At 69.7% G+C, this 26,800-nt stretch carries 18 protein-coding genes and 1 tRNA gene; 2 read left to right on the forward strand and 17 right to left on the reverse strand.

What is annotated here, in order from left to right:
• Positions 1-14: 14 nt before the first annotated feature.
• From ACF8ML_RS19060 to ACF8ML_RS19075, 4 genes are all read right to left on the reverse strand, one after another.
• Positions 15-1,250, reverse strand: a complete 1,236-nt coding sequence (locus ACF8ML_RS19060) for an FIST N-terminal domain-containing protein (RefSeq protein ID WP_034397936.1) — start codon at positions 1,248-1,250, stop codon at positions 15-17.
• 76 nt (positions 1,251-1,326) lie between these two features.
• On the reverse strand, positions 1,327-2,280 hold the full coding sequence (locus tag ACF8ML_RS19065) for a PhaM family polyhydroxyalkanoate granule multifunctional regulatory protein (protein ID WP_392407661.1): 954 nt from the start codon (positions 2,278-2,280) through the stop codon (positions 1,327-1,329).
• A gap of 142 nt (positions 2,281-2,422) precedes the next feature.
• Positions 2,423-2,935, reverse strand: coding sequence for a copper chaperone PCu(A)C (locus ACF8ML_RS19070; RefSeq protein ID WP_013800288.1), 513 nt, complete (start codon positions 2,933-2,935; stop codon positions 2,423-2,425).
• Positions 2,936-3,031: 96 nt separating this feature from the next.
• Positions 3,032-3,391 carry a hypothetical protein gene (locus ACF8ML_RS19075; protein ID WP_013800287.1) on the reverse strand — a complete coding sequence of 120 codons (360 nt, stop codon included), beginning with the start codon at positions 3,389-3,391 and terminating at the stop codon, positions 3,032-3,034.
• Between the two features lie 119 nt (positions 3,392-3,510).
• On the opposite strand from ACF8ML_RS19075, the gene ACF8ML_RS19080 reads away from it, so the two are divergent.
• On the forward strand, positions 3,511-4,173 hold the full coding sequence (locus tag ACF8ML_RS19080) for a glutathione S-transferase family protein (protein WP_034397932.1): 663 nt from the start codon (positions 3,511-3,513) through the stop codon (positions 4,171-4,173).
• 18 nt (positions 4,174-4,191) lie between these two features.
• Here the strand turns inward: ACF8ML_RS19080 and recD are convergent, their stop codons facing one another.
• The 6 genes from recD to ACF8ML_RS19110 form a co-directional block, all read right to left on the reverse strand.
• Positions 4,192-6,372, reverse strand: coding sequence for an exodeoxyribonuclease V subunit alpha (gene recD / locus ACF8ML_RS19085; protein WP_392407662.1), 2,181 nt, complete (start codon positions 6,370-6,372; stop codon positions 4,192-4,194).
• A complete protein-coding gene (gene recB, locus ACF8ML_RS19090; protein ID WP_392407663.1) occupies positions 6,369-10,211 on the reverse strand; it encodes an exodeoxyribonuclease V subunit beta in 3,843 nt (1,280 codons plus the stop codon). Before recB ends, recD begins: the two co-directional genes overlap by 4 nt.
• Positions 10,208-13,729, reverse strand: a complete 3,522-nt coding sequence (recC, locus tag ACF8ML_RS19095; RefSeq protein ID WP_392407665.1) for an exodeoxyribonuclease V subunit gamma — start codon at positions 13,727-13,729, stop codon at positions 10,208-10,210. Before recC ends, recB begins: the two co-directional genes overlap by 4 nt.
• 70 nt (positions 13,730-13,799) lie before the next feature.
• On the reverse strand, positions 13,800-14,252 hold the full coding sequence (locus ACF8ML_RS19100; RefSeq protein ID WP_392407667.1) for a CopD family copper resistance protein: 453 nt from the start codon (positions 14,250-14,252) through the stop codon (positions 13,800-13,802).
• Entirely contained in the window at positions 14,249-14,695 is a 447-nt protein-coding gene (locus tag ACF8ML_RS19105) for an Rrf2 family transcriptional regulator (protein ID WP_154833260.1), read from the reverse strand. Before ACF8ML_RS19105 ends, ACF8ML_RS19100 begins: the two co-directional genes overlap by 4 nt.
• Positions 14,696-14,708: 13 nt before the next feature.
• Positions 14,709-15,905 carry an NnrS family protein gene (locus ACF8ML_RS19110; RefSeq protein ID WP_392407668.1) on the reverse strand — a complete coding sequence of 399 codons (1,197 nt, stop codon included), beginning with the start codon at positions 15,903-15,905 and terminating at the stop codon, positions 14,709-14,711.
• 119 nt (positions 15,906-16,024) lie between these two features.
• On the opposite strand from ACF8ML_RS19110, the gene ACF8ML_RS19115 reads away from it, so the two are divergent.
• Positions 16,025-16,354 carry a cupin domain-containing protein gene (locus tag ACF8ML_RS19115; RefSeq protein WP_012202449.1) on the forward strand — a complete coding sequence of 110 codons (330 nt, stop codon included), beginning with the start codon at positions 16,025-16,027 and terminating at the stop codon, positions 16,352-16,354.
• A gap of 97 nt (positions 16,355-16,451) precedes the next feature.
• On the opposite strand, the gene ACF8ML_RS19120 is transcribed toward ACF8ML_RS19115, so the two are convergent.
• From ACF8ML_RS19120 to rpoC, 7 genes are all read right to left on the reverse strand, one after another.
• Positions 16,452-16,527: transfer RNA gene (locus ACF8ML_RS19120), tRNA-Phe, on the reverse strand.
• 66 nt (positions 16,528-16,593) lie between these two features.
• Complete coding sequence (locus ACF8ML_RS19125) at positions 16,594-17,268, reverse strand: response regulator (protein WP_016450397.1); 675 nt, start codon at positions 17,266-17,268, stop codon at positions 16,594-16,596.
• A gap of 41 nt (positions 17,269-17,309) precedes the next feature.
• Positions 17,310-19,652: an ATP-binding protein gene (locus ACF8ML_RS19130; RefSeq protein WP_016450396.1), complete on the reverse strand. Its 2,343-nt coding sequence runs from the start codon at positions 19,650-19,652 to the stop codon at positions 17,310-17,312.
• On the reverse strand, positions 19,649-20,332 hold the full coding sequence (locus ACF8ML_RS19135) for a DUF4390 domain-containing protein (RefSeq protein ID WP_241150443.1): 684 nt from the start codon (positions 20,330-20,332) through the stop codon (positions 19,649-19,651). The genes ACF8ML_RS19130 and ACF8ML_RS19135 overlap by 4 nt, the downstream gene beginning before the upstream one ends.
• A complete protein-coding gene (gene rsmB, locus ACF8ML_RS19140) occupies positions 20,277-21,674 on the reverse strand; it encodes a 16S rRNA (cytosine(967)-C(5))-methyltransferase RsmB (RefSeq protein WP_392407670.1) in 1,398 nt (465 codons plus the stop codon). Before rsmB ends, ACF8ML_RS19135 begins: the two co-directional genes overlap by 56 nt.
• Positions 21,671-22,300 (reverse strand): LemA protein, encoded by a 630-nt coding sequence (locus ACF8ML_RS19145; RefSeq protein ID WP_392407671.1) that lies wholly within the window; start codon positions 22,298-22,300, stop codon positions 21,671-21,673. The genes rsmB and ACF8ML_RS19145 overlap by 4 nt, the downstream gene beginning before the upstream one ends.
• 255 nt (positions 22,301-22,555) lie before the next feature.
• Positions 22,556-26,785: a DNA-directed RNA polymerase subunit beta' gene (rpoC, locus tag ACF8ML_RS19150; RefSeq protein WP_016450392.1), complete on the reverse strand. Its 4,230-nt coding sequence runs from the start codon at positions 26,783-26,785 to the stop codon at positions 22,556-22,558.
• Between the last annotated feature and the right edge of the window lie 15 nt (positions 26,786-26,800).

Here is a 26,800-nt window from a genome sequence, read left to right on the forward strand (position 1 = left end):
GGCGTGTACGGCGCCTAGGCAGTGAACACCGTCAACACCCCGGCGAAGCGGTGCAGGCGGGCGTCCATGATCTCGGCTTCGGCGACGAAGCCGATCAATGGCACATCGCCCAGTGCGTGGCGCAGGGTGCGCAGTTCGGCATCGGGGCCGCCGAACAGGCCGCCGCCGCGGCCCCGGCAACTGATGTAGATGGCGCCACGGATGCGGGGCTGTGCCTCGCCTTCGGGCGCCGCCTCCTCGGGCTCCGCCGCATCGCGCAGCGCAGCGCCCAGTTGCAGCAGTTCCTGGCGCGCGACCTGGGCCTGGCGGCGGCAGAAGATCACCGAATGCCCGGCCTCCACGGCCGATGACAGGGCCACGCCCTGGCGCAGCGGGTCCAGCCCGACCAGGGTCAGCACCTGGGCCTCTTCGGTGAGCACGCCGTGGGCCATGCCCCGGCCCGGCGGCGCAATGGCCGCCAGCGTGCTGCGCACCGTGGTCAGCGCGGGCTGCCAGTCGCTGCCTTCCAGCTCCACGCCCAGCAGTTGCAGCAGGCGCTGCAAGGCCGGATCGCCATTGAGCCCGGTGACCAGGGCGCCGCGCGCCTCGGTGATCTCCAGGCCCTCGCCCAGCGGCACGCAGCCCTGGGCCATGCCCGTGATGCAGGGCACGCCCGCACCGAAGGCCACGCCCGAGAAGCCTCCGCTGAAAATGCCGCGCGCATCCGCATGCTGCGCATGCAGGTCCTCGGTGCGGCAGGCGATCTGTACGCCCTCCACGCCATCGTCCCCGTCATCGCCCACGCCGCCGAACAGCAGGCCGGACTCGGTGCGCTCGGACAGCTCGTACAGCAACTCGGCCAGCTCGGGCTGGCCGCCTCCGGCATGGACCAGGGCCGAATGGGCCGTGAACCCGGCCTCGCCGCCCGGCGCATGCAAGGGCGCCAGGCCCGAATACAGGCGGTAGTGCGCGGCCGGCACATCGAGCAGCATCACCGCGAGCGCGGAGCCGGACAGGTATTCATGGGACATGGCCAGCACGCCACCGGCCGAGCAGCCAGCCCAGTCCGCCACATGGGGCAAGGCCCTGGCCAGATGCTGCAGCAACGGTCTTGCATGGGCGGCATGCGCGTGGGACAGGTACACCAGGCCCAGTCGGGGCCGCTGCGCGTGGCCCGGATCGGCCATCTGCGAGCGCAGTTGCAGCAGCACCGCGTCGGCCGCGGCGCGCCAGTCGGAATGGCTGGCATGGCCTACAGGAAACAACGACATTCCAACCTTCTTTCTAGCCCTGCCAGCGCCCGGCTTGCGGAGGGCTCTAGACCATCCATGGGTGCCGCCGTGCCGCTCAGCGCGGTGGCCGGCTCTTGGCCGGCGCCTTGCCTGCGGCCGGTGCCTTGGCTGTTGTCTTTGCGGTGGTCTTTGCCGCCGTCTTCCTGGCCGCTGCCTTGGCTGGAGCTTTCGGTGGAGCCTTGGCTGGCGCTTTCGCAGGCGCCTTGGCGGCTTCGGCCGGGGCCTTGGCCGCCGGTGCAGCCGCCTTGCCTGCCTGCGCGGCGAAGGCGCCAGCCTGGGCCGTCATGCGGTCCATGGCGGCCTTGGCGATGTCGCCGGCCATGCCGGTGGCGCGCTGTGCGGCAGCCACGGCCTCGGGGGCCATGGGCTCGGCCATGGCCTTGGCGGCGATCTGCTGGAATTGCTGGGTCAGTGCGCCCCACCATTGCATGGCCTGGCCCATGGCGGCGGCCTGGACCGGCTCGTCCTTGGGCGCAGAAGCCTCGGGGCCGGAGGCCTTGCTGCCGGCATCCGCGGATGCAGCGGCCGCAGCAGCTGCAGGCGGCTCGGCAGGGGGCTGTGCGGGCGCGGCCTGCGGCTTTTCCTGCTTGCCGGCCTTGCCGGCGGAGGACATGGGCCAGTCCGAGTGGTCGGACTGCCCCGCGCTGGCGGCGCCTTTGCCCGCAGTGGCTGCAGCGGTGGCGGCTGCAGCGGCGGGGAACTGGAAGGCCTGCGCCAGTTCGCCCATGCTGACGTTCATGCCCTGCAGGGTGGACAGCGTCATGCGCTGCACTTCCAGGGCCTGGATGGTGGCGGCCAGCGCCTTGCCATTTTGATCCAGCCAGAACTGCACGGCCTTGAGTTCGGTGATGCGCTTGTCCACCTCCTCGATGCTCACCGTGGGCGCCACCCATTCTGGCAGGCGCCCCAGGGGCCGGGCCGTGGCCGATCCCGCGCTCTGGGCCAGGCCCTGCAGGAAGTCGAAACCGGGGATGAACTTGCCGAAACCGAAGGAGGACGCGTCACTCATGGCAGCACTCGCTAGGACTGGGTTGGAAGAGCATGCCGGCGAAGGATACCGGCCATGCCCCCAGCTTAACCCAGGCACACGCCAAGTCCACGGCAAGTCATGCGCATGCGGCTGCGCACAAACCCGGTGCAATGGCGCTGGCTCAGTGCGAATGGCCGGCGTGGCCGCCGCCGTGGCCCGCTGCCGGGGCAGCCGCCGCGCCGGGCGCCATGGCGCGCACGGGGACCTGCAGGCTCAGGCGCGAGGTTTCGCCCTTGGCATCCTTGAACACCAGGGTGATGGGCACCTGGCTGTCCTTGAGCAGCGGGCTCTTGAGCTGCTGCAGCATGACGTGGTAGCCGCCGGGCTTCAGGTCCACGGCCACGCCCTTGGGCAGGTCCAGGCCGTCGATGGCGCGCATGCGCATCACATCGCCTTCCATCTTCATTTCATGCACCTCGGCCACGCCGGCGGCGGGCGACTCCACACCCACCAGGCGCAGCGGCTCCTCCGCCGTCAGGCGCATGAAGGCGCCCGTGGCCTGCTGGCCCGGCACGCTGGCACGCGCCCAGGCGGCGTCGGCCTTGACGTGGGCGGCATCGGCATGGGCATGGGCCAGGCCCATGGACAGGGAGGCGGCGATCAGGAAAGGGGTGGTCCATTGACGCAGTGTCATCACGGTTTCTCCAGAAAATTCAATACGTTGCAGCACGGTCTGTGTGCCTTGCAAAAACAAAAGCCAAGCGAAACAGGTAGGGATTGAAATGGGGAGTCACCGGGGCGGGGCGCGGGCCTGCGGCAAGGCCGGCATGGCCACGCTGTGGACGGAGGCCGGGTGCGCCCGTGGCTGCGCATCTGCCATCAGCGGTGCCGGGGCCGCACTGCACCGGGCGGGCGGCGGCGCCAGCGGGGGAAGGCACAGCGGGCAGTCGATGCCGTGGCTGCCGGCAAGGGCATTGTCCTGACCGGCCGGCGATGGCACCCAGACCGATTCGCCAGCGGCCGAGCACAGGCGCTCCCAGCCCGAGGCGCGCGCCAGCGGCGCAAACGCCGATGCCAGCGCCACGCACAGCCACAGCCCCAGCACCCAGCGGGCGCAGGCAGCCAAGGTGGAGGGCAGGCGAAGCGGCATGGCGCCATTCTAGGGGTCTGCCCCAGTCGTCATCTCCGGGACCGCGCCATGCCCTGCCCGCCCCTACCATCACAGGCGCGCACCTTCGCCTTCACCACAAACAACCCAAGGAGACACCCATGCTCACCCTGTGCGGATTCGCGGCCAGCAACTACTACAACAAGGTCAAGCTGGCCCTGCTGGAAAAGCAGCTGCCCTTCAACGAGGAACTGGACTGGCTGGGCGAGACCGACATGGCACTGTCGCCGCTGGGCAAGGTGCCGTACCTGCGCATCGACGACGGCCGTGGCCTGTGCGAGTCGGCCGCCATGGTCGAGTACGTGGAGACGCTGTCGCCCTCCCCTTCCCTGCTGCCGGCCGACGCCTTCGAGGCCGCCAAGGTGCGCGAGCTGTGCGTGTACCTGGACCTGCACCTGGAGCTGGTGGCGCGCATCCTCTACCCGCAGGCCTTCTTCGGTGGCCAGGTCAGCGACTCCACCCGGGAGCGCACGCTGGCCCAGCTCGACAAGAACGTGGCGGCCTTCGCCAAACTCGCGCGTTTCTCCCCCTTTGTGGCGGGCGACAGCTTCACGCTGGCCGACTGCTGCGCCATCGTCCACCTGCCCCTGGTCAGCGCGGCCAGCAAGATCGTTGGCGGGCGCGACGTGCTGGCCGACCTGCCCGTGCGCGAGTACCTGGCGCGCATGGCCGAGCGGCCCACGGTGCAGCAGGTCAATGCCGACCGCAAGACCAATACGGCGCTGATGATGTCCCGCTACGCCAGCGACAAGACTCCGGCCTGAGCCCCCGCCCTGCCCGCCTCAGTCCTGCAGCCAGCGCAGCAGCCCGCTGGCGCGCTGCGTGGGGCTGCCAACGGCCGAGGCCAGCAGGCCCGGCACCTCGGAGAACAGCGAGAAGGCCTGGCGGGCGCGCGTGATGCCGGTGTAGACCAGCTCGCGCCCCAGCACGCTGCCGCCGCGCGAGGGCAGCACCAGGGCCGTGTGTTCGAACTCCGAGCCCTGGCTCTTGTGCACCGTCATGGCGAAGGCGGTCTCCACATGGGCCAGGCGGCTGACACCGACCGAGCGCAGCTCGTCACCCTGCAGGAAGTACACGCGCAGCGGCTGCCCGGACCCACCCTGCGGGGCCCCCTGTGACCCGCCCTGCGACCCACCCGGCAGCGCAATGCCGATGTCACCGTTGAACACGCCCAGCTGCGCATCGTTGCGCGTGACCATGACGGGCCGACCCGCATACCATTCGCCGCTGCGGCGGATCGCGCCCTGCGCTTCCAGGGCCTGCTCCACCGCCCGGTTGAGGCCGGACACGCCCCAGTCCCCCTCGCGCACGGCGCACAGCAGCCGGAAGCGCTCGAAGGCCTGCAGCACATCGACCACCCAGGCCCGGTGCGCGGCCTCGTAGTCGCCGTCCGCAGCCGGCCTGTTTTGCAGCGCCCTGGCATACAGCGCATAGCTGGCCAGGCCGCCGCGCCCGCGCACGGCCAGTTCGGTCACGGCCTGCACGCCGCCGCCCTGGCGCTCCCAGAGTTCGGAGTGCGTACCGCCTTGCGTGCCGGCATCGAGCAAGGCCTGGGCCTGCGCGGCGTGGCCGGCATTCACGGCGCGCGCCAGCTGGCCGATGGGACCACCGAAGCGCCGGCTTTCGCGCAGCATGACGGTGTGCTGCGCAAGAGCCGGAGGCCGGTCGCCTGCCGGCGCCGCGAACTGCGGCGGCACCGCCTGGCCGGCCACGCGCAGCGCATAGTCCAGCGTGTCCGGCAGGTAGCGCCCGGCCTGGGCATCGCGGCACAGGTCGCCCAGCACGGCGCCCGCCTCCACCGAAGCCAATTGGTCCTTGTCGCCCAGCAGCACCAGGCGGGCGCCAGCCGGCAGTGCCTCCAGCAGCGCCGCCATCATCTCCAGGTGGACCATGGAGGCCTCATCGACGATGAGCACGTCCACGTCCAGCTGCCGCCCCGCATGGAATCCCCAGTGCCGCGTATCGGGCCGCGCGCCCAGCATGGAGTGCAGGGTGCGCGCCGCACCCATGCGCTGCACCAGGCCCGCCAGGTCGATCTCGCCGCCCATGCTGCCCTGCAATTGCAGCAAGGCCCCGTCAATCGATTGCTTCAGGCGCGCGGCCGCCTTGCCCGTGGGGGCGGCCAGGGCCACGCGCAGCTGGCCGGCGTCTGGCGCCGTGGCAAACAGCAGGGCCAGCAGCCGCGCGGCGGTATAGGTCTTGCCGGTGCCGGGGCCGCCCGTGATCACCGACAGCCGGCCGCGCAGCGCCAGCGCGCAGGCCAGCTTCTGCCAGTCCACGGGGCTGCCTTCCGCCGCAGGCGGGAACAGGCGGTCCAGCCAGTGGCGGGCCAGGGCTTCGTCCAGCGGCTGGCCGGCCACGGCCTGCGCCGCCGTGCGCTGGATGACATGGGTGGCCACGGCGCGCTCGTAGTCCCAGTAGCGGCGCAGGTACAGCAGAGGCGCGGGGCCGTCGGCACCGGCCAGCACCAGGGGCTGGCCAAGGTCCTCGCCGCCATCCTGGCCCGCGTCGCCGACCACGCGCACCACGGGACTGGCACCCAGCGCCGCCACCCAGCCGGACAGGCGCGCGGGCAGCATCTGCCACAGAGCCTGCTGCGCGGGCAGCGCCTCGGCGGGCCAGGCCAGCACGTCGTTGGGGTGGCCGGCCAGCGGCGCCAGGGGCAGGCAGCTGTGGCCGCGCCCCTCCATCTGCGCCAGCAGTGCGGCGGCCACCAGCAAGGCGGGCCCGGCCTGCGCATCCTGCCCGGCGACAAAGGAGGCCAGCGCCGCATCCAGGCGCCGCAGCAGGCCGGCATCGGCCCAGCGGCGCAGCAGGGCCAGCAGTTCATTGGTGTCTGGCGGCACGGCGCCCGGCGGTTTGCCGCCCAGAGATGCGTCGCCCGGCGGTTCGCCGCCCGGCCGTTCATCGAACAGGTCCAGCGTGGCCGTATCGACGGTCCGCGAACGGGGGCGCGGGCTCATGGCAGTTCCTCCGCGTTGGCGTGGCCGGGGCCGAGCAGTTCATCGAGCGCATCGAGCAGGGGCAGCTCGGGCGCCATGGCATGCATGCCACCGGCAGGGCCATCGATGCCGCGCAGAAAGTAGTACAGCGCGCCGCCCAGCTGGCGCTGCGGCTCGTAGGCCGTGCCCAGCCGGCTGCGCAGCAGCCGGTGCAGGGCCAGCAGGTAGAGCGCGGCCTGCACGTCGTAGCGGTGGTGAAGCATGGCGCGGGCCAGGGCCTCCTGGCCGTAGGCGGCGCCGTCCGGGCCCAGGTGGTTGCTCTTGTAGTCGAGCACCCAGTAGCGGCCCTCGTGGCAGAACACCAGGTCGGCAAAGCCCATGAGCATGCCGTGCAGCGAGCGCTGGGGCAGCGCAGGCCGCTCCTGCCCCGGCAGGATGAAGCGCCGGCACAGCTGGTCGATGCGCTCGGCCGGCAGCTGGCGCGCGGGCAGCCAGAACTCCATCTCGGACAATTGCGGGCCCAGCGTGGCCAGCGTCACATCCAGCGGCGCCAGCGGCTGGTGGACCACGGCCGTGAGCCAGGCCAGCAGGTCGCGCGCCTGCTCGCCCCGGCCCGCGCGCTCGCAGCGGCGCACCAGGCGATCAGCGAGCGCACCCTGGCCGTCCACGGGCAGGGCAAAGTCTTCGCCGCCCAGCCATTCCAGCTGGTCGTGCACGAAGTTGCCGACCACGGGGCCGCGCAGAAAGCGGTGCCAGACCGCAGGCCCACCGGCCGGTCCATCCTGCAGGGGCTGCAGGCCCGCCAGGCCGGCAATGTCCGCCAGTTCCGGCGATGGCGGCGGCTCCAGCGCCTGCTCATCCTCGGCCGGGCGCTGCACGGCCACGGGCAGCACGGGCAGGCTGGGCGCGGCCATGGCACGCACCAGGGCCGAGAAGCTGCCGATGCCCCAGCGGGTGTCGAAGCGCGCGTCGTAGGCCGGGGCATCGTGCAGCGGGGTGGCGCCGGCCGGGGGCTGCCAGCGCGTGCGCTGCAGTGGCCCGGCATCCAGGTCGCGCCAGGCCATGTGCGGGTCTTCGCCGCACAGCTGCTGCAGGCCGTCGCGCCAGCCCTGGGCCGAGCGCGGCTCGGTGCCGCCCAGCAGGTAGCCGGCTGCGCCCTGCTCGTTCACGCAGGCCTTGCCGTTGCCGCGCTTGAGCGGGGCCAGGCCCAGCCACAGCGCATGGCGCGGGCGGGTGAGCGCCACATAGAACAGGCGCAGGTCCTCGCGCAGCCGCTCGCGGTCGGCCTGGGCCAGGTCTTCGTCGCTGAAGTCCAGCAGCAATCGGCGGGCCGGAGCCGCGTCGTCTTGCGACTCGTCCTGCGCGGACAGGGTCAGGTACGGCGTTCTGGCCCGTTCCATGGGGCGGAAGCTGCCCGCAAACGGCAGGCAGACCAGCGGGTACTCCAGGCCCTTGCTCTTGTGCACGGTGACGAGCTTGACCAGGTCGGCATCGCTTTCCAGGCGCACCACCTGCTCTTCGCTGCCGCTGCCCGGCGTCTCGATCTGGGTGGCCAGCCAGCGGATCAGGGCCTGCTCGCCCTCCAGCTGGGCGCTGGCGGTCTGCAGCAGCTCGGCCAGGTGCAGGTAGTTGGTCAGGCGCCGCTCGCCGCCCATGGCCGGGTCCTGCAGCCAGCGCACGGGCAGGTCCAGCCGGTACAGGGTCTGGCGCAGCATGGCCAGCACGCCCAGGCGCAGCCAGATGCTGTGCAGTTCGCGCAGCTGCTCGCTGCGCACGTCAAAGGCTTCCTCGTCGGCGGCCAGCCAGGCCAGCTCGTCCAGCGACAGGCCGATGAGCCGCGTGGCCAGGCCCGCGCGCACGGCCTGGGCATCCAGCGGCGCGGCGACGGCGCGCAGCCAGTACAGCAGGTCATGGGCCTCGTCGCTGGCGAACACCGAATCCTGGTCCGACAGGTAGACCGAGGCCACGGCGCGTGCCTGCAGTTCTCGGCGCACGGCGACCGCCTCTCGGCCCGTGCGCACCAGCACGGCAATGTCGGCAGGCCGCAGGCGCACAAGGCGGCCATCGGGCTGCACAAAGCCGGCCTGCGGGTCGGCCAGCCACTGCACGATCTGCTCGGCGCAATGGGCCGCAAAGCGCCGCCGCACCTCGTCGGCCGACAAAGGCAGGGGAATGCCGGTGTCCTCGTCGCGGCCCGCACTCCAGGCCACGGTGAGGGCGGGCATGGCGCCGTCGCGCGTGTGCAGCAGCTCGCGCCGGCCCTGGGCGGCCACGGGCTCGAACGGCAGCGGGTTGTGGCTGCCGCGCCGGAACATGAAGGCGCCCTCGCCCGGCCGCTGCTCGGCCTGCGCGAACCAATGGTTGACGGCGCCCACCAGCGCCTCGGTGGAGCGGTAGTTGGTGCCCAGCACGTAGTGGCGGCCCTCGGTGGCACGGCGCGCCTGCAGGTAGCTGTGGATGTCGGCGCCGCGAAAGCCGTAGATGGACTGCTTGGGGTCGCCGATCAGCAGCAGGGCGCTGTGCGGGTCGTTGGCCGCCGTGCGGTAGATCTGGTCGAACAGGCGGTACTGCAGCGGCGAGGTGTCCTGGAATTCATCGATCAACGCCACCGGGTACTGGGCCAGGATGCGCTCGCGCAGCACGGCGCCGTTGTCGCCGGCCAGGGCCGTATCCAGGCGCTGCAGCATGTCGGCAAAGCCGAAGCTGCCAGCCTGGCGCTTGAGGTGAGCCAGCCGCTGCGCCACGCGCGCGGCCGCATGCAGGCGCACGGCCACGCTGACGGGCGGCAGTTGCTCCAGCTGCACCAGCAGCGCCTGCAGCTCGGCCAGCTCCAGCGGCATGAGCACATCGCCGGCCGATCCCTTGAAGGCCTCGGCCAGGCCCTCGGGGCTGAGGCGGTGGCGCGCGGCCTCGGTCAGCGCCAGCGGGCCGTCCAGCGGCGCGCGCGACCAGTCGGCCAGCGCGGCCAGCCAGCCGGTGTAGCGCGCGGGCTGCAGCTTGCGCTTGTCCCACAGCGCGCCATGGCCGTCGAGCTGTCCATCCAGCCACAGTTGCAGGCGCTGTGCCTTGTCGTCCCAGCCGGCCGCCAGGGCCAGCAGGCGGCTTCGGCGCTGCTCCATGGCGCGCTGCAGGCAGTCGGCCAGGCTGCCCTCGCCCGCGCCAAGCACGGGGGGCTCGCGCAGCAGGGCGCGCATGTCATCGACCAGGGCGCCGACGTGGGGCCAGATCTTCAGGACCTCGTCCAGCAGCTCGTCGGACAGCGGGTAGCACTGCTGACGCCAGTAGTCCTGCGCGGCCTCGGTCTGGCGCTGGCTTTCGTCGGGCTCCAGCGTTTCGTCGAAGAGGTTGCCGCTGTCGAAGGCATGCTCGCGCAGCATGCGCTGGCACCAGGCGTCGATGGTGTGGATGGCCGCGTCGTCCATGCATTCGGCCGCCATGGCCAGGCGCCAGGCCGCGCGTTCACGGGCCGCGCCTTCGGGGTAGGCCTCGCGCAGCGCGTGCAGGAAGGCGTCGTGGGGCGCGGGCTCGGCCTCGCCGCGAAAGCACTGCACGGCCTCGATCAGGCGCTTGCGTATGCGGTCGGACAGCTCGCGCGTGGCCGCGCGCGTGAAGGTCATGACGAGGATGTCGGGCGGCATCAGCGGGCGCTCGAAGGCCGTGCTGCCCTCGCCATGCCCCAGCACCAGGCGCAGGTAGAGCGCGGCAATGGTCCAGGTCTTGCCGGTGCCGGCGCTGGCCTCGATCAGGCGGCTGCCCCACAGCGGGAAGCGCTGCGCGTCGAGCACATGGCCGGTCACGTCGCCGTCCACATCGCCGTCCACATCGCCGGTCGCGGCGCCGATCATTTCGCTCGCGCTCATTGCGCATCCCCCTGGTACGGCAGGACCTGCACCTGCGCGGCCACCCAGTCGAGCAGCGGCGCGTGGGCGGCATGGGCCAGGGCCTCGAAACGGCCATCGGCGCTCAGCTGTTCGAAGTCCGGGTAGCAGCGGGCCCAGGACGGGTCCTCGCCCTCGCCGCCGACCAGATGGCCGCCCTCATAGGCCTGCTGGGCCGCAGCGGGAAAGCCTTCGGCCATGGCCAGGCCGCTGCGCAGCGGCAGGGGCAGCGGGCCGTTCTGGCCTTCGCGCCACAGGGCCATCAATTCACGCAGCCGTGCCAGCGCTTCGGAAGGGTCCATGGGCAGGACCTGCACCAGGCCGTCGCGCGCCACCACGCGCAACTCGGCCTGCGAGCCGCTGGCGGCCAGCGCCAGGCTGCGCAGGTAGACCGGCATGAGCTTGTCGGCATGGGGCCTGCCCTTGGCATTGAGCAGGTTGCGCGGGTCCAGCAGCAGCCAGCACTGTGCGTCCGCATCGGGGGACTCTTCGGTTTCGCAGGACTGGCGCAGCCCGTCGATCCAGTCGTCGAACACCAGGCCATCGTCCTCGATCAGCAGCCGCCTGCGCGGCGCGGGATGGGCATACCGATCCAGTTGCTGGCGCCAGGCCCGCAGCGAAGGCGTGACCGAGGACTGCAGCGCCCGCGCGCCGCGCTCGCCCAGCCCCGCCAGCGGCAGCCGCCCCGAGCGCGTGAGGCGCTCCACGGCCGCTCGCACGCTGTCTTCCATGGCCTGGGGCGCCTGCCCGGGCTCGTCCAGGCCGGCCGCCACCTGCTGCTGCAACTGCTGCACCAGCAGGTATTCGGTCAGGCCGTCGAGCTGGAACAGCTCCTCGTCCACCACGGGGTTGTCCTCCTGCTCGAAGCGCACCTGCAGGCGCTGGCGCAGGTAGGCGCGCGCCGGGTGGCGCAGGAAATCGGTGAGCCGGGCCAGCGTCAGCGGCGCCGAGGCGTCGGGGACAAAGGGCGGGCGCGGCTGCGCGGGCAGCGCAGGCAACGCGTCCGTGCCGTCCGACTGCGCATGCGCGGCCCGCCATTCGCGCGCATAGGTGGTCCAGGGCGAGCCTTCTTCGAAATAGCGGCGGCTGAAGGGCTGCAGCGGGTGCTGCTGCGTGCGCTGCGCCAGCAGCGGCTGGCCGCCTTCGCCGCGCCAGCCCGTCTCCAGGTAGTCGCGCAGCTGGGAGACCAGGACCGAGGGCGGCTGCTCGCTGTTGTCGCGCACATGGTGGCCGGTCCAGCTGATGTAGAGCGCGCGGCGTGCGGACAGCAGGGCTTCGAGCATGAGCTGGCGGTCATCGTCGCGGCGCGCGCGGTCGCCGGGGCGCTGCTGGCCGGGCAGCGCCATCAGGTCGAAGTCGCTGCGCATGGCGCGGCGCGGATAGTCGCCATCGTTCATGCCCAGCAGGCAGACCACCTCGAAGGGAATGGCCCGCATGGGCATCAGCGTGCAAAAGGTCACGCCACCGGCGCGAAAGCGCTGCGACAGCGAGGGCTGCTCCAGCGCCTGCATCCAGGCCTCCTGGGCCACGCCCAGTTCCACAGCGTCCGCGTAGCCGGCCTGGTCGCAGGCGCGCTGCCAGTCCGTGAGGGCGGCGTCCAGCGCGGCCAGCATGGCCTCGTCCTCATCGTCCTGCGCCTTGAAGAAGTCTTGCAGCAGTGCGCGAAAGCGCTGAGCCCAGACCTCGGGCGTGGCGGGCCGCCCGGCCTCGCGCCACCAGGCCAGCATGCGCTCCAGCAGCGCGGCCAGCACGCCGGCCAGCTCGGCCGACAGGCCGCCCACTTCGTCATAGGGCTCGATGCCGCCAAAGGCCTGGCCGTCCTGCGCCACGCCGCCGGCATAGCCCAGCAGCATGCGCTGCAGGCCGAACCAGGCGCTGTTGTGCTCGCCGCAGGCCTGCAGGCCCAGGGCGCCGCGCTGCGGCGCATTGAGTCCCCAGCGGATGCCGGCCCCGGCCATCCAGCGCGTGAGCTGGGGCAGGTCGTCGGCCGCCAGCCCCATGCGCGCGGCAATCGCTGGGACGTCCAGCAGATCGCACAGCTCGCTGAGCCGGCAGCGCTGCTGGGGCAGGCGCAGCAGCCATTGCAGGGCCACGGCCAGCGGGCTGCTGGCGCGCGCACCCAGGTCGGCGATGTCGAAGGGAATATGGCGCGGGTCATGGCGGCCGTACTGGCCGAAGACCGCACGTATCGAGGGCGCGGCCGTCTCTATGGACGGCAGCATGACCACCACGTCACGCGGGGCCAGCGGCGCTTGCCCTGGCTGGGCAGGATCCGGTGGCCGGGCCAGCATCTGCAGCAGCTGGTCGTGCAGCACCTCCAGCTCGCGCACCACGCTGTGGGCGCTGTGAAAGACGATGGAGCGGTCGGCCCGCGCCACCTCCAGCGGCGGGTGCTCGGCCAGCGGCACCAGGTCGCGGATGCGCTGCTGCACCTGGGCCAGCAGCGGCGCGGTGCGCAGGTCCTCGGCATCCGTCTCGTCGAACAGGTCCACGCGTGGCATCTGCAGCTGCGCGGCGGCACCCGTGGTGTCGAAGGCGTCGAGCTGGCGCACATAGTCGCGGCTTTGCCGGCCCCAGGCGGCCAGCAGCGGATGGGCGTGGGCGTGCATGGCCTCCAGCGGCAGCTGCGCCAGATCACGCCCGCCGCGCAGCGGCTGGCGGCGCCGCGCCATGCGCAGCAACTCGCGCCCGTCGATGGCGTCGGCCCAATGGAAGCGGCAGGGATTGGGCACGGCCAGCAGCACCTGGCTGTGGCGGGCAATGGCGGCCAGGAATTCCAGCAGGCTCAGAGGCAACTGGCTGATGCCGAACACCACCACGCGGCGCGCCAGCGGCGCGGCCGGCGCCTCGCCGGACTGCAGCGCGGCCAGCACCCTGCCCTGCAGGCGCGCGCGCGTGGCGCCGCGCTGGTCCTCGTCCAACTCGGCCAGCACGGCGCGCCACAGGCGCGGCTGCCACTGCTGGCCTTCGGGCACCGGGGCGTCCGCCACACCAGGGCGCAAGGGCATGGGCAGCACGTCATGCCCGGCCTCCCAGGCGTCCAGCCAGTCGGCGCGGTAGATCTGGTATTGGTCGAAAAGGTCGGCCAGGCGCTGGGCCAATTGCAGCAGCCGCTCGGGCTCGCCGGGGCGCAGAAAGCCTGCAATGGGGGCGAAGGCCGGGTCATGAAGGCACAGCGGCAGCAGGCGCATGAGCCGCCAGGTCATGGGCGTCTTGTCCAGGGGCGATTCGCGCGGCACGGCCTGGCGGCCCAGCACCTGGCGGTAGCTGCGCCACACAAAGCGCGCGGGCAGTTCCACGCGCGCGGCGGCGCACACGCCCAGCTGCTCGGCCATGCGCATCTTGAACCACTCGGCCATGCCGTTGCTCTGCACCAGCACCACCTCGGGCTCCAGCACATCCAGCGGGTGCGCAGCCAGCCATGCCAGCACCGTGTCGGCCAGCACCTCCGTCTGATTCCCGTGCAGGGCGATCAAGCCCGGCTGCCAATGCGATGCCACCTCTGCGCTCCCGTGCTCCAAGCCATGCGAGCAGCGAGCTTAACGCGGGCAGGGCCTGCCTGCAGGCTGTTTACCAGTGCAGGTAGAACATGGCCTTGGCCAGCAGCACGATGGCCAGCACGTGGCAGAACACGCTCAGGTGCAGGCGGTGCGAGCGGCGCCCGCCCAGCACACCGCGCCGGCGCCACCACATGGCCGCCAGGAAATGCCCGAACACGCTGAGCGCCAGCACGATCTTGAGCGCCAGCAGCAGGCCGAAGCTGCTGGCCAGCGGAGCGGCAAAGGCGGCAGCCAATGCCGCGCGGTGCTGCCAGGCCAGCCCCAGCCCCGCGCCGTACAGCACCAGCAGCACCCAGGGCATGACGGCCACCGCTCGGTCGCCCAGCGCCTGCTCGGTGGCGCGCGCCACGATGGCGGGCAGGTGGCGGCGCGCCCCGGCCAGCAGCACCACTTCAAAGAACACCGTACCCGCGAAGGCGATGGCAGCCAGCAGGTGCAGGGTCAGCAGCAGGCCGTAGCTCATGCGCGCCTCCTGTGCGGCAGGGGCAGCGGCAGGGATGCGGGAGCCGGCAGCAGATCGGCCAGCGTGAAGCCGTCCAGATGGGCCAGGAAGCTGTCCAGCGCCCCGCCCAGCACGCCGGCCAGCCGGCAGTCCTGCACAAGCGTGCAGGCAGGTGGGCTGGTGCCCGTGAAGCATTCGACGATGGCAAGGTCCGGCTCCATGCCGCGCACCACGTCGCCCAGGCCGATGTCGGCCGGCGCATGGGCCAGGCGCATGCCGCCGCCCTTGCCGCGCACGGTCACGATCCAGCCGCGCAGCGCCAGCTGGTGCGTGACCTTCATGAGATGGGCTTCGGAGATGGCATGGGCCTGGGCGATCTCGGCAATCGTGCACAGCCGTCCGGGGTGGCGCGCCACATGCATGAGCAGGCGCAGCGCGTAGTCGGTCATCAGGGTCAGGCGCATGGCAGGCCTGCGATCATGCCTGCCGGTCGGCACGCGGGCGCACCAGCAGCGGGGCGAAACGCCACAGGTACAGCGCAAAGGCCAATACCCAGGCAGCGGCCGAGGCATGCAGCGCCGCCAGCGACAGCGCCGTGGGCAGCAGGGCCGCCAGGCGCAGCACGGCAGCGGCAATGACCAGGGCATAGGCGGCGACCATGCTGCGGTCGGTGCGCAGCGGCAGGCCCAAGTGGCCCATCGACGTCCGTGTGCACATGCCGATGATGAGCAGGGCAAAGCCGCCCGCACCGATCACATGCACGGGCCAGGCGGGGCGCAGCACCCATCCCGCCGCATGCGCGCCGGCCACCAGCAGGCCCGCACCCAGCGCCGCGTGGCCCAGGTAGAGAATCCACAGCAGCGGCACGCGGCGCACGGCCTGGGGCTTCCAGGCCAGCACCTGCCACAGGGCGATCAGGCCCGCCACGGCCAGGCCGGCGGCCAGGCCCGGCCACCAGCCCGCCAGCAGGCAGGCGAGGGCCACCACGCCCGCACCCAGCTGCCACGGGCCGCTGGCCGCGTGCATGGGGATCTGCAGGCCGGACACGGCGCGCATGGCGAAGAAGGGGATCACGCGCCGCGCGATCAGCAGCGCAATCACGGCCATGCACAGCAGGCCAGCGTTGAAGCGCTGCATGAGCGCGCCGTAGTCGCCTTGCCAGATGGACCACAGGTACAGCGCATCGGCCACGCCCAGGCCCGCCAGCAGCAGGGGCAGCCCGTAGTTGCGCCGGCTGCGCGCGGCATGGATGGCGCGGCCCAGCGCCAGCGCGGCCCAGGCGAAGAAGGCGGTCTCGCACAGCGCAGCCACGGCAAAGGCCTGCGGCCCGGGCAGCAGAAAGCCCGCACGGGCGGTCAGCCACAGCAGGCACAGCGCGCCCAGCGCCCGGCCCTGCAGCGGATTGCGTCCCGTCCAGTTGCTGCCCGCCGTGAACAGAAAGCCTACGGCGATGGTGGCCACGAAGGCCCACAGCATCTCGTGTGCATGCCAGAACACGCCGGGCATGCGCCCCGCGATCCACTGCGGAGCATGGACCCACAGCGCCACCGACAGCGCGGCCCAGAGGCAGCCCAGCAGGTACAGCGGCCGAAATCCCAATTCGAGGAATGCCGTCCATTGCGGCGCCGGCTCCCGGGTTCTCAGGGGTTCCTCCAGCTCCATCCATTGCGCCATGATGTGCACTCCTTCCGGCCCGCTGCGCCTGCATAAGATGCATCCAGCGTACATCTTCAAGTGCACCGGCGAGGCGGCGGCGCAACCACCTTCTGACCCACATCAAGCAGGAGCCAAGCATGGCACTCGAACACGCAAAGCCACTGGAGGTCATCGCCCTGCACGCCCGCGACGGCATGCCCATCAGCACCAGCCTGATCCGAACGCCGAAGCTGCAGCTGCTGCGCCTGGTGCTGCCGCCCGGCCATGCCCTGCCCAGCCATCAGGTCCCCGGCGAGGCCACCATCCACTGCCTGGCGGGCGAGGCCGGCATTGCCACGCGCCTGGCCAGCCTGCGGCTGGTGGCCGGCTCGGTGGTGCTGGTGCCTGCCGGCGAGCTGCACGATGTGCACGCGCGCGGCGACCAGGGCTGCGTGCTGCTGGTGACGATTGCGGGCGCGAACGACTGAACGCGGCCGCAGCACAGGCAGGATCACGCATTGCCTGAGGCACAAAGAAAAACGGACTGCTTCTTGCGAAGCAGTCCGTAATCTTTTTCACTATATCTGGTGGCCTGGGACGGAATCGAACCGCCGACACAAGGATTTTCAATCCTCTGCTCTACCGACTGAGCTACCGGGCCGAGAACTAGATTATATGCAGGATTTTTTGACCCAAAAACGAAAAAGCCAAAATTCCTTCAAAAAGTCTATCCGCGCTTGTTGCGGCCCAGGTCCACGCCCAGCTGGCGCAGCTTGCGGTACAGGTGCGTGCGCTCCAGGCCGGTCTTCTCGGCCACGCGGGTCATGGAGCCGCCTTCGCGCGCCAGGTGGAACTCGAAGTAGGCCTTCTCGAAACCGTCGCGCGCCTCGCGCAGGGGGCGGTCCAGATCGAAACCCTGGTGTGCATGCGGCACATTGTTGTCCACCGGCACACGGCTGGCCGCAGGCGTGACGACGGCTGCGATGTCGGCGGGCTCGGCCACTGCGGCAGGTGCTGCAGCCGGCGCCTGGCTGGCGGCATTGCGCGCCAGGCCCTGCTCCACCGCCTTGAGCAGCTTCTGCATGGTGATGGGCTTTTCCAGGAAGGACAGCGCACCGATGCGCGTGGCCTCCACCGCCGTCTCGATGGTGGCGTGGCCGCTCATCATGATGACCGGCATGGTCAGCTGGCCCGCCGAGGCCCATTCCTTGAGCAGCGATACGCCATCGGTGTCGGGCATCCAGATGTCGAGCAGCACGAGGTCGTAGGTGTTGGAGGCGCGCGCCGTGCGCGCCTGGCCGGCGTTCTCGGCCACGTCCACACTATGACCTTCGTCGTTGAGGATTTCCGACAACAAATCCCGGATCCCCAGTTCGTCGTCGACCACCAGTATGTTTGCCATGTGTCTTAAGCCTATGTGCTGAGGCGCGGGGGGCGTCAGGCCTATCCTGTACGCTCAGGCGCAAATGATAGCGACACTTGCGCACCTTGAATCACCCCGCCGTCGTCCCTGTTGCCCAGGTCGATGCGGGCGCCATGCTCGTCTGCGATTTTCTTGACCACGGCCAGGCCCAGTCCGGTGCCCCGCGCCTTGGTCGTGACATAGGGCTCGAAGGCCCGTTGAAGGATGTTGGCCGCGAAGCCCGTGCCGCTGTCGCTGATGCTCAGGCGCACGCGGCGCGTGGACTCGTTCCAGCGCGTCTCTATGGTCACGGGGCCGGGGGGCTGGCCGCTTTCCTGCGCACGCTGGGCCGTGGCGTCCTGGGCATTCTGCAAAAGATTGTGAATGACCTGGCGCAGCTGCTGGCCATCGCCGGAAATCGGCGGGCATTGCGGGTCCAGCACACACTCCACGCGCACTTCGGCGTTCTCTTCACCGTACAGCTGCAGCACGTCGGTCACCAGCGCGTTGAGGTCCAGCGACTGCAGATTGGCGGCAGGCAGGCGCGCGTAGTCGCGGAATTCATCGACCAGGCGCTTCATGGCGCCGACCTGATCGACGATGGTCTTGACGGACTTGGCCAGCAGCGCCTGGTCAGCCGGCTGCAGCTTGTCGGTCAGCCGCATGGCCATGCGCTCGGCCGACAGCTGGATGGGCGTGAGCGGGTTCTTGATCTCATGGGCCACGCGGCGCGCCACCTCGCCCCAGGCCTGGGCGCGCTGGGCCGAGACGATCTCGGAGATGTCGTCGAAGACCAGCAGCCGCTGCGCATCGGGCAGTTCCGCACCGCGCATGACCAGGGTGGTGGTGTGCTGGATGACGCCGCCATCGGTGGAGGCATGCAGCTCATGCACCAGTTGCCAGCGATCGCGCCCCTGCTCGCCCAGGAAGAGCGCGAACTGCTCCTGCACGACTTCGCCGAACTGCTCCAGCCCCGGCACCTGGGACAGCGCCCGTCCTTCATGGACGGCCATGGGCGCGCGCAGTATGCGCGTGGCCCCGGGATTGCTCAGGACGATGGCGCCCCGCGCGTCCAGCACGATGACGCCCGATGTGAGGTTGTCGAGGATGGTCTGCAGGTTGCCGCGTGCGGCATCGAGCTGGCCCATGCTGCGGTTGGCTTCGGCGCGCGCGTCGGCCAGTTGCTGGGTCATGAGCGCGAAGGAGCGCGTGAGCCCGCCGATCTCGTCGCGCGTCTGCAGCGCCGGCTTGGGCCGCAGGTCGCCGCGCGCCACGTCGCGCATGCCCTGGGCCAGCAGCAGCAGCGGCCTGGCCAGCTGGTTGCCCAGCACGATGGCCAGCACCACGGCGCCGAAGACCGCCAGGAACAGGCTGAGCGTAAGCGTGCCTATGTACATGCGCTGCAGGCCGCCGCGTGCCAGCGCGCGCTCCTGGTATTCGCGGTTGGCGGCCTGCACGGCAAGGGCGTTGGTCACCAGCGCCTGCGGCAGTGCAATGGTGGCCTGCAAATAACGCGGCTCGGTCAGCAGTCCCACGCTGGGGTTGGGAACCACGGCCAGCGTGCGGACCTGGGCATTCGGCGCTGTGGCACCCGGCTGGGCCGTGCCGTCGTCGTCCAGTCCTTCGATGCTGGCCACGGCGCGCTGCTCGCGCAGCGAGCGCAGCATTTGCGCGCTGGGGCGTTCGGGCTGCAGGTTGAAGCGCGACTGGCCTGCGCTGGCAACCGCGCGCAAGCCAGCCAGCTCGCCACTGCGCGGCACCGGCGCCGGACCCACGACGGCGATTTCGGAGGCGCTCCACAGCACGACATCGGTGGCACCCAACTGGTCGCGCACGCGCTCCAGGATCAGCGCGGCGCCCGCATCGGAGACCTGGGACAGCTGGGCGCCTGCGGTGCGCGTGTTGTTGGCCATGTCGTTGGCCACGGTCTCCAGCGTGGAGCTGGCCAGGCTCACGCCTGCCGACAGCGCACCCTCGACCTGCACGTCGAACCAGCTCTCGATGGAGCGCGAGACGAACTGGTAGGAAACGATGTAGATCAGCAGGCCCGGCACCAGTCCCACCAGCGTGAAGATGCCGGCCAGCTTGAGCAGCAGGCGGCTGCCGAAGCGCCCCCGCTGCAGGCGTATGGCCAGGCGGATGCCGCCCCAGACCAGGATGGCCAGCAGCAGGCCGGCCACGACCACGTTGGCGGCGAACAGCCAGTTGTAGTTGCGCTCGTAGTCCAGCCGGTTGTTGGTGGCCAGAGTCAGCAGGAACAGCAGCAGCACGCCGACCAGCCCCATGAGACCGGCGCCCACGCCCACGGCCCAGCGCGTGCCGCGCGACAGGCCGGCCGAGGCCGGCAGGGCCATGCGTTCGTCGGCGTCGGTGTCCCGGTTCATGGCGCGTCTTCCAGCATCTGGGCGCGCGACAGCTGCAGGTTCCAGCCCGAGCGGCCCAGCGCACCGATCTGCAACGGCCTTGGCAGCTGGGACAGGTCGATGCGAAAGCGCAGCTGCACCGAGACACCCGACTGCGTGGGTGCCGTATCCATGATTTTCCAGCGCGAGATGCGCCGCATGGAGGACAGCGCATCTTCCAGGGTCTCGAAGGTCTGGCCCAGGGCCAGCCCCAGCCCGGCGCTGGAGAAGGGGGTATTGGAGATGTGCAGGCGCCAGCGGCGTGTCAGCGGCTGGTGGCTGAGGCGGTAGTGGCGGCTGGCGGTGGCCAGTTGCTGATCGGACCAGTACCAGCGCTCACGCTGGACCTGGGCCTCGGCCACGAAGTACATGGGAATGCCCTGGCGCAGCGCGTCGTCGATCTGGTAGGGCAACTCGAACTGGAGATTGGCGGACAGCAGCAGACCATCGTCGGAGCGCTCGAGCTGCATGGATCCGATCTCGGCGGTCAGCGCATCGGCCCTGGCCTGCAGGCCCAGGCCGGCCAGCACGGCGGCCAGCACAAGTGTCCCGGCCAGCCGCGCCAGCAGGCGCAGCCAGGCTGGCGACCTGGTCCGGGGACGGGGGTCAGCGCGTCTTTTGCAGCAAGGCGTAGAAGAAGCCGTCGTGGTCACCCAAAGCATTGTCAGCCAGCATGCCGGCTTTGTAGTCCTTGCCCGAGATTAAATGCCCCGGCGCCGGCAGTGTTCGCGCCTCACTGTTGCGTGCAACAAACGCTTGAACCTGTGCCTCGCCCTCTTGCCTGAAGACCGAGCAGGTGCAGTACAGCAGGCGCCCGCCAGGCTGCAGCAGGGGCCACAGGGTGTCGAGCAGCCGGGACTGGATCTGGGCCAGCTGGTGCACATCGCTTTCGCGGCGCAGCCAGCGCACGTCGGGCTGGCGCCGCACGATGCCCGAGGCCGTGCAGGGCGCGTCCAGCAAGATGGCGTCGAACAGCTGGCCACCGCATTGCGCCTCGAACCACTGCGCAGGCTGGGACGCATCGGCCACGACCACTTGCGCCTGCAACTGCAGCCTTCCCAGCGTGTCCTCGATGCGCGCGGCGCGCTCGGCGTCTATCTCCAGCGCCGTGACCTGCAGGGTCTGCGGCGCTGCGTATTCCAGCAGGTGGGCCGTCTTGCCACCGGGGGCGGCGCAGGCATCAAGTACCCGCAACGCTCGGCCGGCGGGCTGCTCCAGCCCTTGCAGCAGCAGCGGTGCGGCCAGTTGCGCCGCCGCATCCTGCACGGAGGCCAGGCCCTGGTCGAAGCCCGGCAGGGATTGCACGGGCAAGGCCTGCTGCAGTTGCAGGCCGCTGTCGGCCACGGCAAGCGATGGCACGTCCATGGCCTGCAGCGCCGCCTGGTACTGCGCGCGGTCTGCCCTTTGGCGATTGACGCGCAGCGTCATCGGCGGCTGCTCGTTGTTGGCCTGCAGGATGGCCTGCCAGTGATCGGGATGGTCCTTGCGCAGGCGGGCAATCCACCAGGCGGGATGGTTCCAGACCGCCTGCGGCTGGGCTTCGGTGACGGCGACCAGGGCATCGCGCTCGCGCAGAAAGCGGCGCAGGCAGGCGTTGACAAAGCCGGACTGGGCGCGGGTCGGCCCCTGCTTGGCCGCTTCCACGGCCTGGTTGACCAGGGTGAACGGCGGGTATGGCGCGCGAGATTCATCCCAGGCCAGGGCCAGGGCGGTGTTCAGCAACGCGCTGACGCGCGGCGGCGGGTTGCGTGAGGCCAACTGCTTTTGCAGCGCCTGGGCACGGCCCAGCTGGCGCAGCACCTGGAACAGCAGGGCCTGCACGCCGGGACGCAGCGGCTGCGGCACACGCGCCAGCACGCTGCGGCTGGACTGGCCTTCGAGCACGGCCTGCAGGCATTGGGCGACGGCGTCGAGCTGCTGCCAAAGAGGAGGTGCGGCCGGTGCGGCATGCGCCTGCGAGGGCGCCGCAGCGCGGCGCGGGGAAGAATGCGTGCGTTGGTTCATGTTCCACTTTCCTGCACCTTGCTGGGCGCAGGTTCGACCAGCAGGCTGCGCACCGGGCGAAAGCCCAGCAGCCAGGCCAGCAGCCTGGCCGGATATTGCGCGATGGCGGCGTTGTAGCGCTCGGCCGCGGCGTTGAATTGCTGCAGTCCCAGGCGGTTGCGCACCTGGTGCTCGGTCCAGCGCTGCTGCCAGGGCTGCAGCGGATCGGGGTCCGGCGACGGGGCATTTGATGGCGCAGCGCCAGTGCCAGCGGCGCCGGTGCCGGTGTCAACGGCGACCTTGGTCATGGCCTGCCAGGCCACCTCCAGCGCCGAGCAGGCATGCTCCAGCGAGGCCAGCGCGCTCTCGCGCAGCGGCCGGCCACGGGCATCGACCAGCGCCGCCTGCAACTGCGCGGCGGTCTGGTGCAGCGCGGCCTGGGCATGCACAAGGGCGGGGCTTTGGCCTTCGCCCTTGGGCTGTGCCTCGAAGGCCTGCAGCATGGCATGCCACTGGCCCAGGTATGCATCGAGCGTACCGAACTGCTGCACGCAGCCGCTGCGCAGCCGGGCCAGCCGGTTGTATGCGCCGACGGCCCAGAACACCAGCAGTGCCAGCAGCATCCATTCAAGAGACAAGGACCACATTGTCTGCAATGGCCCGGCCGGAAGCTGGTCCGGCCGAACTCTGGTTATTCCCAAAGAAAAACGCTCCCGCCTGCGCAGGGCAGGCCGGGAGCGTCACATCATCAAGCACTTGCGCCATGCACTGCTCTAGGAGACAGCATGTCCCAACAAGAGGGACGCCGAGCAAGGGCCGCCCCCGCAGCGAGGGCGTCGTCCCCCTCCCGCGTAGCGTGAGAGGGGGAAGCGGCACAGCCGCTCAGGGGGTGACACCGGCTATCAGTCAGCGGAAGCGTCACCGGCGACGGCAGCCACGCCAGCGTCGTCGTCAGCCATCACACCGGCCAGTTCGGCCGCTTCGGCGTCGGCGATGGCGCGGCGCTCTGCGTCGTCCATGGCGTCCTTGGCCTTGCGCGCCTGGTGGTATGCCAGACCCGTACCAGCGGGGATCAGGCGACCCACGATGACGTTTTCCTTCAGGCCACGCAGCTCGTCGCGCTTGCCCATGATGGCAGCCTCGGTGAGCACGCGGGTCGTTTCCTGGAACGACGCGGCGGAGATGAAGGAGTCGGTCGACAGCGATGCCTTGGTAATACCCAGCAGCACGTTGGAGTACGTGGCAGGGATCTTGCCTTCGCGCTGCAGCGCCTCGTTGGTATTGAGGATCTCCGAACGCTCGACCTGCTCGCCAGCGATGTAGGTCGAGTCGCCGGTGTTCTCGACCACGACGCGGCGCAGCATCTGGCGAACGATCACCTCGATGTGCTTGTCGTTGATCTTCACACCCTGCAGGCGGTAGACGTCCTGCACTTCATCGACGATGTAGCGCGACAGCTCCTCGATGCCCAGCAGGCGCAGGATGTCCTGCGGATCGGCCGGGCCGTCGACGATGGACTCGCCCTTGTTGACCACCTGGCCTTCGTGCACCAGGATGTTCTTTTCCTTGGGCACGAGTTCTTCCCAGACCTTGCCATCCAGATCGGTGATCTGCATGCGCACCTTGCCCTTGGTTTCCTTGCCGAAGGAAATGGTGCCGGTCATCTCGGCCAGCGTGCCCTTGTCCTTGGGCGTACGGGCTTCGAACAGCTCGGCCACGCGGGGCAGACCGCCGGTAATGTCGCGGGTCTTCTGGCCTTCGACAGGGATACGGGCCAGCACTTCGCCGGGGCCCACGTCCTGGCCGTCACGCACCTGGATCAGAGCGCCGACCTGGAAGCCGATCGTCACCGAGTGGTCGGTGCCGGGGATCTTGACTTCCTGGTTGTTGGCATCGATCAGCTTGACCTGGGGACGCACGACCTTGGCAGAGCCACGGCGCTTGGGATCGATCACCACCAGCGTGGACAGGCCGGTCACTTCATCGACCTGCTTGGCCACGGTCAGGCCCTCTTCCACATTCTCGAAGCGCACCTGGCCGGCGTACTCGGTAATGATGGGTCGGGTCAGCGGATCCCAGTTGGCCAGGATCAGACCGGCCTTGACCTGCTGGTCGGGCCTGACGGTCAGCACGGCACCGTAGGGCACCTTGTGGCGCTCACGCTCGCGGCCGTTGTCGCTGATGACGATTTCGCCCGAACGCGAAATCACGACCAGCTCACCCTTGGTGTTGCTGACGTAGCGCATCGTGCTGTTGAAGCTGATGGAGCCGTTGGACTTGGCTTCCACGCTCGAGGCGATGGCAGCGCGCGAAGCGGCACCACCGATGTGGAAGGTACGCATGGTCAGCTGCGTGCCGGGCTCGCCGATGGACTGGGCGGCGATCACACCCACGGCTTCGCCGAGGTTGATCAGGCCGCCGCGGCCCAGGTCGCGGCCGTAGCACTTGGCGCACAGGCCGTAGCGGGTTTCGCAGGTCAGCGCGGTGCGGACCTTGATCTCGTCCACGCCTTGCGACTCCAGCTCGTCGATCACGTCTTCGTTGAGCAGCGTGCCTGCGGGCAGCAGCACGGCCAGCGTCTCGGGATGCACGACGTCCTCGGCCGTGGTACGGCCCAGCACGCGGTCGCGCAGCGATTCGATGACTTCACCGCCTTCGACGATGGCGCGCATCAGTGCGCCATTGCTCGTGCCGCAATCGTCCTCGTTGACCACCAGATCCTGCGTCACGTCCACCAGACGACGCGTCAGGTAGCCGGAGTTGGCCGTCTTCAACGCCGTGTCGGCCAGACCCTTTCGGGCGCCGTGGGTGGAGATGAAGTACTGCAGAACGTTCAGGCCTTCACGGAAGTTCGCCGTAATGGGCGTCTCGATGATGGAGCCGTCAGGCTTGGCCATCAGGCCACGCATGCCGGCCAGCTGGCGGATCTGCGCGGCCGAGCCGCGGGCACCGGAGTCGGCCATCATGTAGATGGCGTTGAACGATTCCTGCTCGACTTCGTTGCCGTGGCGGTCGATGACCTTTTCCTTGGCCAGCTGGGCCATCATGACCTTGGAGACTTCGTCGCCGGCCTTGCCCCAGATGTCCACCACCTTGTTGTAGCGCTCGCCAGCGGTCACGAGACCGGAGACGTACTGCTGCTCGATCTCCTTCACCTCGGCTTCGGCACGGCCGATGATCTCGGCCTTTTGCGGCGGCACCAGCATGTCGCCGATGGCGATCGAGATGCCGGCGTGCGTGGACAGGCGGAAGCCGTTTTGCAGCAGCTTGTCGGCAAACACCACCGTGGCCTTCAGACCGCACTTGCGGAACGAGGCATTGATGAGTTTGGAGATCTCCTTCTTCTTGAGCGCCTTGTTCATGTGGCTGAACGGCAGGCCCTTGGGAAGTATCTCGGACATCAGGGCGCGGCCCACGGTGGTTTCCACCAGGCTGGTCGAAGGTTCGAACTCGCCGGAGTCCTTGTTCTTCGTCCACTCGGTCAGGCGAACGCTGATCTTGGCGGCCAGCTCGACCTGCTCGGCGTCCAGCGCGCGCTGCACTTCGCCGATGTCGGCGAAGACCATGCCCTCGCCCTTGCCGTTGATGCGCTCGCGCGTCGCGTGGTACAGACCCAGCACCACGTCCTGCGAAGGAACGATGGAGGGCTCGCCCGATGCGGGGAACAGCACGTTGTTGGAGGCCAGCATCAGCGTGCGGGCTTCCATCTGTGCTTCCACCGACAGCGGAACGTGGACGGCCATCTGGTCACCGTCGAAGTCGGCGTTGAAGGCCGCGCAGACGAGCGGGTGCAGCTGGATGGCCTTGCCTTCGATCAGGATGGGCTCGAAGGCCTGGATGCCCAGGCGGTGCAGCGTGGGAGCACGGTTCAGCATGACCGGGTGCTCCTTGATGACCTCTTCGAGGATGTCCCACACCACGGGCGTGCCGGATTCCACTTCCTTCTTCGCCGCCTTGATGGTGGTGGCGATGCCGCGCTGCTCGAGCTGCGCGAAGATGAAGGGCTTGAACAGTTCCAGCGCCATCAGCTTGGGCAGACCGCACTGGTGCAGCTTGAGGTACGGACCCACCGTGATCACGGAACGGCCCGAGTAGTCCACGCGCTTGCCCAGCAAGTTCTGGCGGAAACGGCCGCTCTTGCCCTTGATCATGTCGGCCAGCGACTTCAGGGCACGCTTGTTGGCGCCCGTCATGGCCTTGCCACGGCGGCCGTTGTCCAGCAGCGAGTCCACTGCTTCCTGCAGCATGCGCTTTTCGTTGCGCGCGATGATTTCCGGAGCCTTCAGCTCCAGCAGGCGGCGCAGACGCGAGTTGCGGTTGATGACGCGGCGGTACAGGTCGTTCAGGTCGGACGTTGCGAAGCGGCCGCCGTCCAGCGGCACCAGCGGACGCAGGTCCGGGGGCAGCACGGGCAGCACTTCCATGACCATCCAGCCCGGCTTGATGCCGGACTTCTTGAACGCTTCCAGCAGCTTCAGGCGCTTGGCGTTCTTCTTGACCTTGACTTCGGAGCCGGTCAGGTCGCCGCGCAGGCGCTCGGTCTCGACGTCGATGTCGATGCCTTCGAGCAGGTCCTTGATGCCTTCGGCGCCCATCTTGGCTTCGAACTCGTCACCGTACTCGGTGCGCTTGGCCTCGTAGTCGTCCTCGGTCATGATGCTGAACTTCTTCAGCGGGGTCATGCCGGGGTCGGTCACCACGTAGGCTTCGAAGTACAGCACGCGCTCGATGTCGCGCAGCGTCATGTCGAGCACCAGGCCCAGACGCGACGGCAGCGACTTCAGGAACCAGATGTGGGCGCAGGGCGCAGCCAGGTCGATGTGGCCCATGCGCTCGCGGCGCACCTTGGTCTGGGTCACTTCGACGCCGCACTTCTCGCAGATCACACCGCGGTGCTTGAGGCGCTTGTACTTGCCGCACAGGCACTCGTAGTCCTTGATGGGGCCAAAGATCTTGGCGCAGAACAGACCATCGCGCTCGGGCTTGAACGTGCGGTAGTTGATGGTCTCGGGCTTCTTCACCTCGCCGAAGGACCAGGAACGGATCTTCTCGGGAGAAGCCAGGCCGATCTTGATGGCATCGAAATGCTCATCGGGCGTGAATTGCTTGAACAGGTCGAGTAGAGATTTCATAAGACTCTTTCCCTT

This window comes from Delftia sp. WSY_10 (assembly GCF_043104705.1).
GTDB lineage: Bacteria > Pseudomonadota > Gammaproteobacteria > Burkholderiales > Burkholderiaceae_C > Comamonas > Comamonas tsuruhatensis.